The 13,482-nt window shown below is 70.8% G+C and carries 12 protein-coding genes; 2 read left to right on the top strand and 10 right to left on the bottom strand.

Annotation, left to right across the window (positions count from 1 at the left end; all coding sequences use genetic code 11):
* On the bottom strand, positions 1 to 1,317 hold the full coding sequence (locus HKD39_RS00445) for a M50 family metallopeptidase (protein ID WP_171197888.1): 1,317 nt from the start codon (positions 1,315 to 1,317) through the stop codon (positions 1 to 3).
* Positions 1,317 to 2,438: a 1-deoxy-D-xylulose-5-phosphate reductoisomerase gene (dxr, locus tag HKD39_RS00440; RefSeq protein ID WP_171197813.1), complete on the bottom strand. Its 1,122-nt coding sequence runs from the start codon at positions 2,436 to 2,438 to the stop codon at positions 1,317 to 1,319. The genes HKD39_RS00445 and dxr overlap by 1 nt, the downstream gene beginning before the upstream one ends.
* A gap of 201 nt (positions 2,439 to 2,639) precedes the next feature.
* Between dxr and HKD39_RS18545 the strand changes: the two genes are divergently transcribed.
* Positions 2,640 to 3,062: a DUF2631 domain-containing protein gene (locus tag HKD39_RS18545; RefSeq protein WP_343074506.1), complete on the top strand. Its 423-nt coding sequence runs from the start codon at positions 2,640 to 2,642 to the stop codon at positions 3,060 to 3,062.
* Between the two features lie 105 nt (positions 3,063 to 3,167).
* On the opposite strand, the gene HKD39_RS00430 is transcribed toward HKD39_RS18545, so the two are convergent.
* Entirely contained in the window at positions 3,168 to 4,766 is a 1,599-nt protein-coding gene (locus HKD39_RS00430) for a TerD family protein (protein ID WP_171197887.1), read from the bottom strand.
* A 50-nt stretch (positions 4,767 to 4,816) separates the two neighbouring features.
* On the bottom strand, positions 4,817 to 6,673 hold the full coding sequence (locus HKD39_RS20715; RefSeq protein ID WP_171197886.1) for a TerD family protein: 1,857 nt from the start codon (positions 6,671 to 6,673) through the stop codon (positions 4,817 to 4,819).
* 494 nt (positions 6,674 to 7,167) lie between these two features.
* Here HKD39_RS20715 and HKD39_RS00420 point away from each other — a divergent pair, with 494 nt between their 5' ends.
* Positions 7,168 to 7,689: a hypothetical protein gene (locus HKD39_RS00420; protein WP_171197885.1), complete on the top strand. Its 522-nt coding sequence runs from the start codon at positions 7,168 to 7,170 to the stop codon at positions 7,687 to 7,689.
* Between the two features lie 94 nt (positions 7,690 to 7,783).
* Here HKD39_RS00420 and rlmN read toward each other — a convergent pair whose 3' ends face one another.
* The 6 genes from rlmN to HKD39_RS00390 all read right to left on the bottom strand — a co-directional run bounded on the left by rlmN (position 7,784) and on the right by HKD39_RS00390 (position 13,464).
* Positions 7,784 to 8,893, bottom strand: a complete 1,110-nt coding sequence (gene rlmN, locus HKD39_RS00415) for a dual-specificity RNA methyltransferase RlmN (protein WP_171197884.1) — start codon at positions 8,891 to 8,893, stop codon at positions 7,784 to 7,786.
* A 54-nt stretch (positions 8,894 to 8,947) separates the two neighbouring features.
* Positions 8,948 to 9,955: a hypothetical protein gene (locus HKD39_RS00410; RefSeq protein WP_171197883.1), complete on the bottom strand. Its 1,008-nt coding sequence runs from the start codon at positions 9,953 to 9,955 to the stop codon at positions 8,948 to 8,950.
* A gap of 73 nt (positions 9,956 to 10,028) precedes the next feature.
* The gene (locus tag HKD39_RS00405; RefSeq protein ID WP_171197882.1) at positions 10,029 to 11,042 is read right to left on the bottom strand and encodes a hypothetical protein; all 1,014 of its coding nucleotides are present in this window, start codon (positions 11,040 to 11,042) and stop codon (positions 10,029 to 10,031) included.
* 62 nt (positions 11,043 to 11,104) lie between these two features.
* On the bottom strand, positions 11,105 to 12,016 hold the full coding sequence (locus HKD39_RS00400) for a hypothetical protein (RefSeq protein WP_171197881.1): 912 nt from the start codon (positions 12,014 to 12,016) through the stop codon (positions 11,105 to 11,107).
* A 101-nt stretch (positions 12,017 to 12,117) separates the two neighbouring features.
* Positions 12,118 to 12,627, bottom strand: a complete 510-nt coding sequence (locus HKD39_RS00395) for a DUF1707 domain-containing protein (protein ID WP_171197880.1) — start codon at positions 12,625 to 12,627, stop codon at positions 12,118 to 12,120.
* An 84-nt stretch (positions 12,628 to 12,711) separates the two neighbouring features.
* Positions 12,712 to 13,464 (bottom strand): fructosamine kinase family protein, encoded by a 753-nt coding sequence (locus HKD39_RS00390; protein WP_171197879.1) that lies wholly within the window; start codon positions 13,462 to 13,464, stop codon positions 12,712 to 12,714.
* Between the last annotated feature and the right edge of the window lie 18 nt (positions 13,465 to 13,482).

Here is a 13,482-nt window from a genome sequence, read left to right as displayed (position 1 = left end):
CTAGAAGATCTTGACTGGGTTGACGATGTCGGCGACCAGGGTGAGCGCCGACAACGCTATGAACAACAATGCCACCACGTAGGCCACCGGCATCAGCTTGGCGACGTCGAACGGGGGCGGCGTGGCGGCGCGCCGGAGCTTGGCCCAGCCGCGCCGAATCCACTCGATGACGGCCCCGAGGATGTGCCCGCCGTCCAGCGGCAGCAGCGGCAGCAGGTTCAGCAGGAACAGGCTCATGTTGAAGCCGGCCAGCAGCGTCAGGAACAGCGAGAGCTTGTCCTTGGCCTGGGTGTCCGCCTCCAGGATGTCGCCGGCCAGCCGGCCGGCGCCGACAACGCCGACCGGTGAGTCCGGATCGCGTTCCTCCCCGGTGAACGCGGCCTCCCACAACGCCGGGATGCGGGCCGGGATGGCGACCACCGCCCGCGCGGCGGTCGCGATGAACTCGCCGGTGCGGGTGAAGGCCGAGCCGATCGACGCGGTCTGGTACTGCTGCTGCGACTGCACCCCGAGGAAACCGGTCTCGACGGTGCCGGCCAGGCGCCCACGGTCGTCCAGCACCGGGCGTTCGGTCCGCACGATCGGCACCTGCGTGGTGACGCTGCGTCCGGCGCGGTCGACGGTGATCGGCACCGTGGTGCCGGCCGCCGCCCTGATCAGCTCGGTGAGCTGGTCCCAGCTGGTGATCTGCTGCCCGGCGAAGGTGGTGATCCGGTCGCCGGCCTGCAGCCCGGCCAACCGCGCCGGCGTCCAGGTGTCGCGGCCGCAGTCGGTGCGGTTCTGCTCGGCCGCCGGCGCCGACGCCGGCACAACGCAGGCGCTGACCTGCTGGACGGTCGTGGTGGACTGCGGCGTGCCGATGGTCGTCATCACGATCGCGAACAGCCCCACCGCCAGCACCAGGTTCATGAAGGGCCCGGCGAACATGATGACGATGCGTTTGAACGGGTGCAGCTGGTAGAACTGTCGGCCGTCGTCGGTCTCCTGCACCTGGGCGCGGTCGGCCGAGCGGGAGTCCTCGATCATCTGCCGGAAGAAGCCGGCGGGACCCAGCGCGGTGCTGGTGATGCGCTGCCGGCCGTGCCGGTCCGGCGGCACCATGCCGACCATGCGGATGTAGCCGCCCAGCGGGATGGCCTTCAGGCCGTACTCGGTTTCACCGACCTTCTTGGACCACAGCGTCTTGCCGAAACCCACCATGTACTGCGTAGTGCGGACCTTGAACAACTTGGCGAAGGTGAGGTGCCCGAGCTCGTGCCAGGCGATGGAGAACAGCAGCCCCAGCGCAAACAGCACAATGCCGATCGCCATCCACATCAGTGCTGCGCTCCTTGCCCGGTCAGCCGATCGGCCCGCGCGATCCGCTCGGCAGCGGCGCTACGGGCCCAGTCTTCGGCGGCGAGCACGTCCTGCACATCACGCGGATCGTGCCGGTACTCGTCGGCCTCGTCCAGGATGCCAGCCAACAGGCCGGTGATGCCCAGATACGACAATTGGCCACGGCGAAAGGCGTCCACGGCCGTCTCGTTGGCGGCGTTGTAGACCGCCGGCAGCAGCCCGCCGGCCTCGCCGGCCTGCCGGGCCAGCCGCACCGCGGGGAAGGCCTCGTCGTCCAGCGGCTCGAAGGTCCAGCTGGACGCTGTGGAGAAATCGCAGGCGGCGGCGACGTCGCCGAGGCGATCCGGCCAGCTCAGGCTGAGCGCGATCGGCAGCCGCATGTCCGGTGGGCTGGCCTGCGCCAACGTCGACCCGTCGCGGAAGGTGACCATCGAGTGCACGATCGACTGCGGGTGCACCACCACGTCGATCTGCCGGTACGGCACGCCGAACAGCAGGTGCGCCTCGATCAGTTCAAGCCCCTTGTTGACCAGCGTCGCCGAGTTGATGGTGATCACCGGGCCCATGTCCCAGGTGGGGTGCGCCATCGCCTGCTCGACGGTGACCTCGCGCAGCTGCTGGACCGTGCGGCCGCGGAACGGCCCGCCGGACGCGGTCAGCACCAGCGTGGCAACCTCGTCGGCGCGTCCGCCGCGTAACGCCTGCGCCAGCGCGCTGTGCTCGGAGTCGACCGGCACCAGCTGCCCAGGGGCGGCGGCGGCCAGCACCAGCGGGCCGCCGGCAATCAGCGATTCCTTGTTGGCCAGCGCCAGCGTCCGGCCGGCGGCCAGCGCAGCCAGGGTGGGCCGCAGACCTACCGAGCCGGTGATGCCGTTGAGCACGATGTCGGCGTCCACGTCGCCGATGACGGCCAGCGCGCCGTCGACGCCGGTGGCCGCCGTCGCCGCGGGGAACTGCCGCTGCTGGGCGGTGAACACCTCGGGCCGGCTGCCGCCGGCCACCAGCCCGGCGAGCTCGAACTGCTCTGGGTGCCGGGCGATCACCTCAAGAGCCTGCTGCCCGATCGATCCGGTGGATCCGAGCACAATCACGCGTCGCACCGCACCATTGTCCCCCAGCGTCGGGGCTGGTGAGACCGGCTGCGGCGGTGATCTCGGATGTGCCGCGATGGGGGTGTGCCAGGGCGGCTGTACCGGGTGGCTTGCCCGCTGCCGGGCCGCTTCCCCGCGGTGCCGACGCCGTTCGCCGGGCCACCCGTGCGAAGATGGGAACAGTGGATCTCGGCAGGCAGGAGCATTCTGGTGGCGAAAGTAACGTCCGGCCCGTATTCGACGCAGTCGGACCCTGCGGAGGCCGGCTCGGTCGCCGCGGTGGTGCAGAGCTCCGACGAGCGGTTGGCCACCCCGTCCCGGTACAACCAGGAACGCGTCGACGACGCTGCTCATCTGCCCGCTGAGGCCGAGCACGGCAGCGGCCACGTGCTGCGCTACAACCCGGACGCCCCGAGCGAGGCGTGGGGCTGGCACGGCGAGTGGAAGCTGTTTGCCAGCAAGGGTTCTCGGCTGCTGCTGTTGGTGTTCACCGCGGTGATCTTCCTGATGCTGTTCGGCAACCACGTGAGCCGCGTCGAAGACTGGTGGCTGGCCGTGATCGGCGTCGGCATGTTGATCTGGATCGCCAGCCGTGAGGTCGCCGCCCGCAAGGAACGCCGCCGCCGGCCCTGACGGCAATTCAATACCGCCGGCCCTGACGGCAATCCGGCACAGCCGTCCGTGACGGCAATCCAACACAGCCGGCCCTGACGGCACCCAGGCACAGCGCTCGTCCGGCTACTTCTGGTGGCGTGACAGCCGAGCGCGCAACCGCTCGCCGAGTTGCGGCGTCGGGCCGCCGGCGTCGGGGACGAACTCCCAGCTCTGGCCGGTCCAGGAGTCGCGCACCCGAGCGGGTACCAGCGGCACCGGCGAGGGGTCGAGGTGCTGACGCCACCCACCAGGTTCGGTCAGACTGGCGACGAGCACCAGTCCGAGCCCGGCTTCGGGCCCACGTTCGGCGATGATGCTCAGCGCCTCGGTCTCGGCCTGAGTTGGCTCGCCGGCCGGATCCCCCGGCGCCGGCCACGGCACCACCGCAACGGCGGGCAACCGCTCCAGCTCTGCCTCGACACCGCCGGAGCGGGCCATCGACCACAGATCCAGTGCCATCGCCAGCCCGGCAAGTTCGTTCTCGCGATGGTCGACGCCGGCCGCCGGCGACAGCTGCAGCGCCGCAAGCAGTGTCGGATCCGCGCCGATCACCCGCACCTCACGGTCGTCCGGTACCGCTGCGCAGATGCGTTGCAGCGCAGCGACAACCGCAGGATCGGCCGGCTCGCTGGACTGCCGATCGAGCAGCAGGCCGCCGGGTACCAGTAGCGGATGCAGCACCGGTATCCGCAGTGCCTGCGAGTCCGGCCTGGTGAACTCCCCGATACGGATCACCATCCCGCCGTCCGGCGGCAGCGGGCGTTGCCACACCGCGGCGTCCCAGCGGGCGGCGGCGGGTGGCAGCTCGGTCTCCAGGTCTGCGAGCTCGCCGATCAACTGGTCGAGGTCGCTGAGTCGGCGGCTGCTGGCGACGTCCACGAGTTGCTGACAACGTTCTTCCGCGGCCCGGCGGCCCGGGTGGTCCGCTCCGCGGGCGGCGGGATCGGCGAGCAGCTGCTCGATCTCGGTGTCCCGGCGGTGTTCGGCGTAGGCCACTGCATCGGTGTAGGCGGAGGTGCTGTGCGCGGCATCCCGCCAGATTCCGGTGCAGGCGCGCAGCAGGGTCAGCAGCTGGGCCGGCGGTTCCGCCGCGGCCGTTGCTGCTGACACCCCCACCGACGGTGCAGCCGGTGGCTGGGCCGGGTGCGACGGGCCCGGCGGTGCGCCCTGGTGCGCGGGCCGCGCCGGCGATGCTGCGGCTGCCGCACCCGATGGCGCCGCCGCACCCGATGGTGCGGCGTCCGGCAGGGTGATGCGGTAGCGACCCGCGAACTCGGCCGCGCCACCGGCGTATCCCTGGCCAAGGGCGCGCACCTTCCACCCGGTGCCGCGGCGGTAAAGCTCGAGCAGTTCGGTGACCGGCAGTGGGCTGGGTGGTCGGAACACCAACGCGGTGGCGTCATCCGTTGCCGAACCCACCAGCACGTCGAGAGCGGCGGCCGCCGGCGAGACAGCTTGCGGTGCAGCCGGTTTCACCACAACGAGCAGTCGGGCGACACCGGCGGACAGCTCGGCAAGGCGCAGTTGCACCGAGCCGTCGAAGCTGCCGACCGGGCCGGCGGGAGTGTCGTCAGCGGCGAGCGGGAGAATCCAGCCGGCCGCCGACGGCCGCACCTGCACGTCGACCGTGATGTCGGCCAACTCGGCGTTCTCGCCCGGTCGCAGCTCTCGGCGCGGCGTCACGGCCGCCGCGCCGCCCGCCGAACCATCAACGCCACCAACACCGTTGCCCGCTACAGGAATCTTCCGAGCTGGCTGAACGCCTCGGACGGGGTGCGGGCCTGGATGCCCTCGCCGATGGCCTGCATCTGCCAGCCGTCGCCGGCCCTGGTCAGCTTGGCCATCACCATGCCGGTGAACTGACCGCCGCCGGAGAGCGTGTACCTGGCCAGCTCGGCGTTGTTGGGGTGGTCGACCAGCCTGCAGAACGCATTCTGCACCTGTTCGAACGACTGCCCTTCGTAGCTGGTGACGATGAAGACGATGTTGTTGACGTGCGCAGCGACCCGGCTCAGGTCGACCACCACGGTCTCGTCGTCGCCGTCGCCTACGCCGGTGCGGTTGTCACCCTGGTGCTGCACCGAGCCGTCCTTGCTGGACAGCTGGTTGTAGAAAGCGATGTCGACCACCTGCTGGTCGGCGAGCAGCACCGCAGAGGCGTCCAGGTCGATGTCGACGTCGCGGCTGCCGAACAGACCGCGCTTTTGCACCGGGTCCCAACCCAGGCCCATCCGCACCAGGGTCAGGTCTCCGCCGGTGTCTTTGCGCAGCGAAACCCGTTGGCCCTTCTGCAGATTCACCGGCCGGCTGGCCGAAAGGCCCTGGTCGGCCCCAGGCGGTGAACCAGCAGACGGGGCGCCCGCCGGCGGCGGATAGGCAGCCGCCGGAGCACCACCGGGCGGTGGGAAGCCGCCGGCACCGCCGGCCGACGGTGCGCCGGCACCGGTTGGCGGCGCACCTGCGCCTGGTGGCGGGTACCCGGCGGGAGCACCGCTCGGCGGCGGCGGATAGCCGGCCGGAGCACCACCGGGTGGCGGTGGGTACCCGGCGGGAGCACCGCCGGGCGGTGGCGGGAAGTCGGCGGGAGCACCTCCGGGTGGCCCGGCCGGCGGGCCGGAAGGTGCCGCTCCGGGCGGCGGGTAGCTGCTCCCGGGCCCGGCGGACTGCGCCGGCTGGCCGGGCGGCGGGTACGAGCCGGCCGGCGGCGCGTCACCCGGGGGCGGCGCCATGTGTCCGAAGGCGCCGCCGGTGTCGCGCTCGGACCCGGACGGTCCAGCAGCCGGCGCAGCAGCCGCCGCCGGTGCTGACGGTGCTGCCGGCCCTGAGGGTGCCGCCGGGGCCGACGGTGCTGCGGGTGCTGAGGGCGCTGAGGGTGCAGCCGGCGCCGAGGGTGCACGCTGGGCCGCTGGCGCCGACGGGGTGAGATGTCCGAAAGCGCCGCCGGTGTCGCGCTCGGACGCCTCCGCCGATGCCGGTCCGGACGCCGCGCTGGTGCCGGGGGCACCGGCGGCGCCGGCAGCCGCGCTGGTTGAGGGGCTGGTTGAGGGGCTGGTTGGGGGGCTGGCCGGGGCGCTCGGGCCGCCGGCCGGGGCGTCGTCCACCGAGACGCCGTGATCGCGGATCAGGTCGGCCAGGCCACCGGCATAGCCCTGCCCGACGGCCCTGGCCTTCCACTCCGACCCGCGCCTGTACAGCTCGACACCGACCATGATCATTTCGGTGTCCAGTCCGGTGACCTCGTACTGCGCCAACGGGTTTCCGCCGGAATCAGAGATCAGCACCACCGGGGGTGCCAGCTGCCCGAAGCGCTGGCCGTCGGTCTCCAGGTTGACCACCGCGCGCACCGTGCTGATGTCCGGCGGAATCTGGCTCGGGTCGATCTGCAGCCGCCAATCCGCGCCATCCTTGGTGCAGCGCACCCCGGGACCGTCCGGCTGGTTGAAGAACACGAAGTCGGCGTCCGAGCGCACCTTCCCTGACTCGGTCACCAGCAGCGCGGACAGATCGATCGGCGCCTGCACGGCGACGGTGATCTGGATGGGCCCGGGCGGCAGTGGTGCGTTCTGTCCCTTGACGAGGCTGACGGTCACTTCTCGCTCCTTCAGATCGGGGCGGGTGGGTCGGACGCGGTCGTGTTCGAGTAGCGCTCTCGCCCCCGATCCTGCCAGGCCGCCTCACTCGGCGCGGCACGACCGCAAACCTTTGTCGGCAGCAGGCCAACCAGGAAGGTCCCGACCCCTGGGCCAGGGCCGGCCTCAGCGCCTCCTGGTCCGTCAGCCGCTTTCCGGGTCCGTGCCCCAGAGGCAGGCGGACCCAGCGCACCACAACCAGATGAACGTCGATCCCTACCGTCGACTGCATCCGCCAGATGAGCAAGGTCAGGTCTCGACGACCGGATAGTGTTGCTGCCGAAGAGACGTGGCTTCCGCAGGTGACTACCCACCAAGCCCCCGGAAGACTCGCCATGCGAACTCAGCTCGTTGTTTTTTCCGGAACTTGTCTGCGACCATAGCCAACGGGAAGACTCCGAAGTTGGCGCGAACTCCGAGACCAAAAGGAATCTACTCGAAATAGCTGTCACCAGGTGGAGATTATGGAAACCGAAAATCGCAACGCCCTCGTCATTGTCGCTCAACATCTCCAAGAAGACCTTGCACTTCGATCGAAGTTAGCCGGTGTTTGGATCGATCAGCAAGACGGTGAAAAGCTGATAGTAGCCATCACAACGGACCCAGCGATCGACGCGAATTCACCGACTGAACGATCAACCGTCGAACAGGAAGTCAGGGCCAAAATTGCAGCGTCGTCCCGGGCGGCCACGCCTCGTCTGGAGTTCCGCGCGGCCAGATATAGCCTTGGACGGCTGGAGCAAATTCAAGCTGAGCTGAGTGATCGAATCGGCCGGCCACCCGGCTATATCACGGGGGCGGGAATTCATCCCGAGAATAATGTTGTCACAATAACTCTGCTTGACACTGCTCCCGTTTCGCTGGTCGCCAGTCTGAGAAATCAATACCAGGACGCCGTTCGGGTTGCGCGCGCCAAGCAGGGCGATGCGTACTCCTTGTCGGACGCGGACCGCTATTCCGGAACCGACGGTAACTGATCGGCTGCGGGTATTCTCCCCGGCGTTCCCAGCGCGGAGTGTGGCCGAGGAGGACCCCCGTCGTTGTGCGCGATTGCCCAGCGCGGCGACGCCGTCACGCGCCGGCGGCGGCGAGCTGGCCGCAGGCGGCGGCGATCTCCTGGCCGCGGGTGTCACGCACCGTGCAGGCGACGCCCTGGGCGCGCACCCGGCGGACGAACTCGTCCTGCACGTCGCGCGGGGAGGCGTCCCACTGCGACCCGGGGGTCGGGTTCAGCGGGATGAGGTTGACGTGCACCAGCTGACCGAGGTGTTGCTTCAGTTTCTGGCCGAGCAGGTCGGCGCGCCAGGGCTGGTCGTTGATGTCGCGGATCAATGCGTATTCGATGGACACCCGCCGGCCGGTGGCGTCGGCGTATCTGCGGGCGGCCTGCAGCACCTCGTCGACCTTCCAGCGGTCGTTGATCGGCACCAGGGTGTCGCGCAGTTCGTCGTCCGGGGTGTGCAGCGAGATCGCAAGGCGCACTTGCAGTTTCTCCGCGGTGAGCCGATCGATCGCGGGCACCAGACCCACCGTCGAGACGGTGATGGACCGCGCCGATATCCCCAGGCCGGCTGGGCTGGGGGCGGTGATCTGCCGGATTGCCGACAGCACCCTGTTGTAGTTGGCCAGCGGCTCCCCCATCCCCATGAAGACGATGTTGGACAACCGCCCAGGCTCCCCCAGCGCGCCGTCGCGGGCGGCAGCGGCGGCCAGCCGCACCTGCTCAACGATCTCCGCGGTGGACAGATTGCGTTGCAGCCCGCCCTGGCCGGTGGCGCAGAACGGGCAGGCCATGCCGCAGCCGGCCTGGCTGGAAACACACAGCGTGATCCGGTCCGGGTAGCGCATCAGCACCGATTCGATGAGGGTCCCGTCGTGCGCGCGCCAGAGCGTCTTTCGGGTGTCACCGGCATCGCAGGCGATGGAGCGCACCTCGGTGAGCAGCTCCGGCAGCAGCGCGTCGACCAACTCCTGCCGCTGCGCCCTGGGCAGGTCGGTCATCTGATCGGCGTCCCTGGTCAGGCCGCCGTAGTAGTGCCGGGCGAGCTGGTCGGCCCTGAAGGCCGGCTGCCCGGCATCCCGGACGGTCTGCTTGCGCTGCTCGAGGTCGAGATCGGCCAGATGGGTCGGCGGCTTGCCGCGGCGGGGCGCGGTGAAGACCAGGGGCAGCGGTTTGCTCATGATGGCTCCAGTGTCTCACCTCGGGCGATCCGGCCGGTCCGCGCGCGGGCCCGGTCAGCGATCGAGTTGCAGGGGTACCGGGCGCCCACCGAGGCCGACCACCGAGGCGGTCAGTAACCGTTCCGGTGGTGCCGCAACGGCGCAGCTGGGTGCCGCCCGATAGACAAGCAAACCCGTTTCCGGATCTTTGACCTGCAGGTACGACATCCGATTGTCCGGCAGCGATCCGACCGACAGCGCGTCCCAGCCCCGCAGCGGCGCGGCCGACCCGATCATGGCGACCGCCAACTCGCGGCACGACTGTGCTGGCATCCGGTAGTCGGCGGTGGCGGCCAGCAGCTCCCAGTTGTGTGGCTCACTGCACGGCACGTTGATGACGTTGTCGACCTGGCCGAAGCTGACGAGCGTCGGCTGGACGTCGACCGGGCCGGCGGCCGACGGCGGGGGCGCGAAGGCCGACGTGGTATCGACCTGGGCACAGAACCGCAGGTCAACCGGCAGTTCGCGGACGGAGGTGATCTCCTCCAGTTTCCCGCTGTACGTCACCAGGCCACTACCGGGGTAGGCGCGTTGCGGAACCTGCACGCACGCCGCCCACCCGGCGTCGCCGGCGGAGGTGGCGATCACCGAGCCGGTGGTAACCGGCGGTGGGATCCACCGGCCGCCGCCCGGCGCATTCCCCGGCGACGTCGGCCAGGGCGCGAGCGGCGTTGCGGGCAGGCCGGTTGCGGGAGCGCCGCAGCCCGCCGCGAGTTGTGCCCGCCTGGTCGACAGTTCGCGGCGCTGCGCAGTGGAAATGGTTGTGCCGGAAGGAATGTCGATGCCGTTGATGGCCTTTACCACTTCGCCGTTGTGCGATGCGGAGCACGGCACCTCGCGCCAACTGCCCACCTGGTAGTTGAGCACACAGGCGCCGACTTCCGGGGCGGGCGGCGGTGGGCCGGCGGTCGCGGCGCCGTCGACGGCGCGGCCGCTGAGCACGTTGACCGCGAGCACCAGCAGCGCGCCGGCGAAGACCAGCAGCCCGCCGACGACGCTGCGCCGCTCGGCCAGCCGCGTCATGCCGTGAGCTTAGGCGTGATCGGCGCCACATTCCATCACCGTTTTCACCGCTGAGCCGCACCATCGGCGCAGTTCAGCGCCGGTACGGGAACGGCCGGTTCCCCAGCCCGACGACGGACGCGGTCAGATACTTGTCTCGCGGCGCCACCAGATAACAGCCGGGCGGTCCCGCAGGGGTCGACGAGGCGAACATCCCTGCCGCCGGTGCTCCCGCAGGCACCTCGAAGCTCACCGATGAGCCGGCCGCGCTGTCGGCCGCCAACTGGACAACAATGCCGGGAGCGTCGGGCTCGTCCAACCGGCGGCCGTTGCCCAGCAACACATCCGCCAGCTTCCGGCACGACCCGGCCGACGACGCGGCCTGCCGGTCCGCGGGCCCGGTGGCCGACTGCCCACCGGCGCCGTCGTTCATCTTCTCGGCGATGGTGTTGCTGAAGCTGGCCGGCTCTGCCGCCGCGAGCAGCTCCCACTGGTGCGGCCGGTGGCAGGGCACCTGGCCCTGTCCCAGCGGCGCCGCGGCCGGGTCGAGCAGCACGGGTGCGGAGCCGGCGTAGCAGCGGCGCAGGCTGGCCGGCAGCTGGGCGGTGCTGGTCAGCTCGTCCGGTGGGACAGTGAAGATGGCCAGGTCGCGCAGGTCGGCGGCGTTCCTGCGGTCCAGCACGTACGCCACCGCGACGCACGCCGTCCAGCCGCTGGCACCGCCCGCCGCCACCGTGAGCGGAGTCCACGGAACATCCGGTGGCAGCCAACGCACGCCGGACTCGTCGATGGTGGGTGCCGACGGCGGGTATTGCCGTGGCGCCGGGCAGTTTCCCGGTGCCGCACCCTGCGCGGCCGGGGCGGTGCTGGTGCGCCACGCCTGGTGCACGGTCGCCTGGTACGGGGTGCGGCAGTCGGCCGGGACCCAGCGCTGCGAGCTGGTCAGCTTCAGGCAGGAGCCGGGCGCGGGTACCGGCGGCGGCGGTCCCGGTGCCGCCACCCCGTCGACCGCCCGCCCACTGATCACGTTCACCGCCAACACCAGCAGGGCACCCAATGCGATCATCGCGATCCCGAGCACACCCCGCCGCTGGCTGAACCCCGACATGAAGGCAGGCTAGGCCCTTTCCAGTGACAACACCGGGGCGGCGGCGGGTGCCGGGCGCATCGTCATCCGCCGGAGACGTAGGGGATCGGACGCTCGCCGATGCCGGCCAGCGAAGTTGCCACGAACTTGGCACGCTTGGTCCGCAGGTAGCAGCCGCTGGGCATCGCTCCCGGCATGGCAAAGGTGTTCGCACCCTCGCCGGGGTCGGTGACCTCGACCGGCGACAGGCCCGTCAATCCGTCGCCGTAGTTCTGGATGATGACCTGCTGCTCGGCCGGTGTCGGGAGGCGGCTCGGGTCACCGGCCGGATCCTCCATCGCGGCGACCTGCTCCCACTGATGAGGTTGGGTGCACGGCACCCGATCGTCATTGGGGACGGCCGGGCCGCCCACCAGCGGCGCCTCGCCGGCGTTGCAGCGGCGCAGGCTCACCGGCAGCTGCGCCGCGCTGACGATGTCGCCGGCCGGAATTGTGAACTCGGCCAGGTCGGTCAGCGGGGTGTCGGCAGCCCGGCCGAACGGCCAGGCCACCATCACACAGGACGTCCAGCCGCCCGAACCGCCGCCGGACACCGTCATCGCGGTCCACGGCACGCCGGGTTCCAGCCACGGCGATGCGGAGTCGGTCCTGGTGCGGACTCCTGCGGGCGGCCAGGACGCGGCGCCATCCTGATTTGCCAGCGTCTGGGTGGCACAGCGCCGGCTCTTGAGGGTGCGCTGGTCGGCCGGGGCGGTCGAGCTCCATGACACGATCACCGTGGCCCGGTGCGGGGCGGTGCAGCTGGCCGGTTGCCAGGTCTGCTGCCCGCGCAGCTGCAGGCAGGAGTTCGGCGCCGGCAACGGCGGCGGCGGTCCGGGTGCCGCCACCCCGTCGACCGCCCGCCCACTGATCACATTCACCGCCAACACCAGCAGGGCACCCAATGCGATCACCGCGATCCCGAGCACACCCCGCCGCTGGCTCAACCCCGACATGTAGGCAGGCTAGGCCGCATCGGTGGGTTCCGCCCTCGCGACGAGCCGGGACGATGATCGCGGCCAGCGCGGGCGGGTCAGTCGTTGCCGGCGCGGGCGGGTCAGTCGCGGCCGGCGCGAACGACGGCGGCGACGATGGCCGGCAGGAAGATGAACAGCCACGACCAGGCCCAGCCGTCGAAGACGAACCCGCAGATCAGCAGCAGCGGCACCGCCAGCGCGCCGGCGATTGCCACCAGCCGGTTGGCGTCAAAACCCGCCTTCGGCTGTGGTTGCGCCGATGCCGCGGTGGCCGGGGCGGCAGGTTTGGCCAGCTCCACCGGACCGGCGACGCCGGAGTTGCCGGTGCTCGCTGCGCTGCCGTAGCCGCCGGGGAGATCGACGAACTGGGCGTTCAGCTGCAGCTGGTTGGTAGCGGTCGCCACATGGTTGGCGCGCTCGGAGTACTCGTCCGGCGACAGCCGGCCGGCCCGCATGTGCACACCCAGTGCCTGCAGGGCGGCGTCACGTTCGGAGTTGCCGATACGCACCGGGGGCGGTGCGCTGGGTGCAGGGTCAGGTGTGGCGGCCGGGTTGCTCGAACTGGCCCCGACGCCAGGATTCTCGGACACGGCGCCATCGTCTCACGTTGTCGCCCCGAAAAGACTGACCAGTCCGCCCGGCCCGGCGGCCGCCGGGGGAAGCCAGCCGGTGGCTCAGCGATACCGCTGCGCGGTTCGGACCAGCTCGGCGCCGTAGCTCGGCCCGTGGCTGGCGGCGTGCACCGCGAGCGGGTGCAGCTGATGCAGACCGAGCAGCTCCCGCCACTGCTGGATGGGGTTGGCTTCCAGGTAGGCGGCGGTGATCCGGTCCAGCCCCGGCGCACCGAACAGGTGCAGCATGGCGATGTCGGTGAGCGGGTGCCCGCCGTGCGCGGCCGGATCGATCAGCACCACGCCGTTGTCGGTGTACTGCACGTTGCCCGACCACAGATCGCCGTGCAGCCGGGCCGGTGACCTGTCGTCATCGAACTCCCCCGCGGCGATCCGGTCGCACAGCGCATCCACCACGCTGGCCCCGGCGGCGTCGAGATTGCCGTTCCGCACGGCCTTCTCGACAAACGGGCGCACCCGCTGCTGCGCGTAGAAGGCACCCCACGTCGGTGTCGGATCCATCGCCTGGCGCTGCCGGCCGATCCAGCCCGCGCCCTGCCAGCCGTCCGGCGGCGAGCCGAACGCCTCCGCTCCGGCGTCGTGGGTCACCGCGAGCGCCGCGCCGAACTCCTCGGCCGCGGCGGCGGTGACCGGACCTGAAATCAAGCGCTGCAGCACAATCGCCTCGGGTTCGACCGCCACCACCGGCACGGTCTTGGCGCCGCCGGCCGCGGCCAGCCAGCTCAGCCCGGCCGCCTCGAACTCGAAGAATCCCTTCGGCGCATCCGATCGCGTCTTGCGGAAGTCCTTGCTCACACCCCCACGGTAGGACGA

Origin of the sequence: Nakamurella aerolata (assembly GCF_013002705.1) — a bacterium.
In the GTDB taxonomy this organism is placed as follows: Bacteria; Actinomycetota; Actinomycetes; order Mycobacteriales; family Nakamurellaceae; genus Nakamurella; species Nakamurella aerolata.
The sequence above is the reverse complement of the archived record's forward strand: the minus strand, read 5'-3'. Positions and strand labels throughout refer to the sequence as shown.

Bases quoted from the DNA above. Each gene is read 5' to 3' on its own strand.
- HKD39_RS00445 (WP_171197888.1), bottom strand. From the start codon at position 1,317: ATGTGGATGGCGATCGGCATTGTGCTGTTTGCGCTGGGGCTGCTGTTC.
- rlmN (WP_171197884.1), bottom strand. From the start codon at position 8,893: ATGAGCAAACCGCTGCCCCTGGTCTTCACCGCGCCCCGCCGCGGCAAG.
- HKD39_RS00410 (WP_171197883.1), bottom strand. From the start codon at position 9,955: ATGACGCGGCTGGCCGAGCGGCGCAGCGTCGTCGGCGGGCTGCTGGTC.
- HKD39_RS00405 (WP_171197882.1), bottom strand. From the start codon at position 11,042: ATGTCGGGGTTCAGCCAGCGGCGGGGTGTGCTCGGGATCGCGATGATC.
- HKD39_RS00400 (WP_171197881.1), bottom strand. From the start codon at position 12,016: ATGTCGGGGTTGAGCCAGCGGCGGGGTGTGCTCGGGATCGCGGTGATC.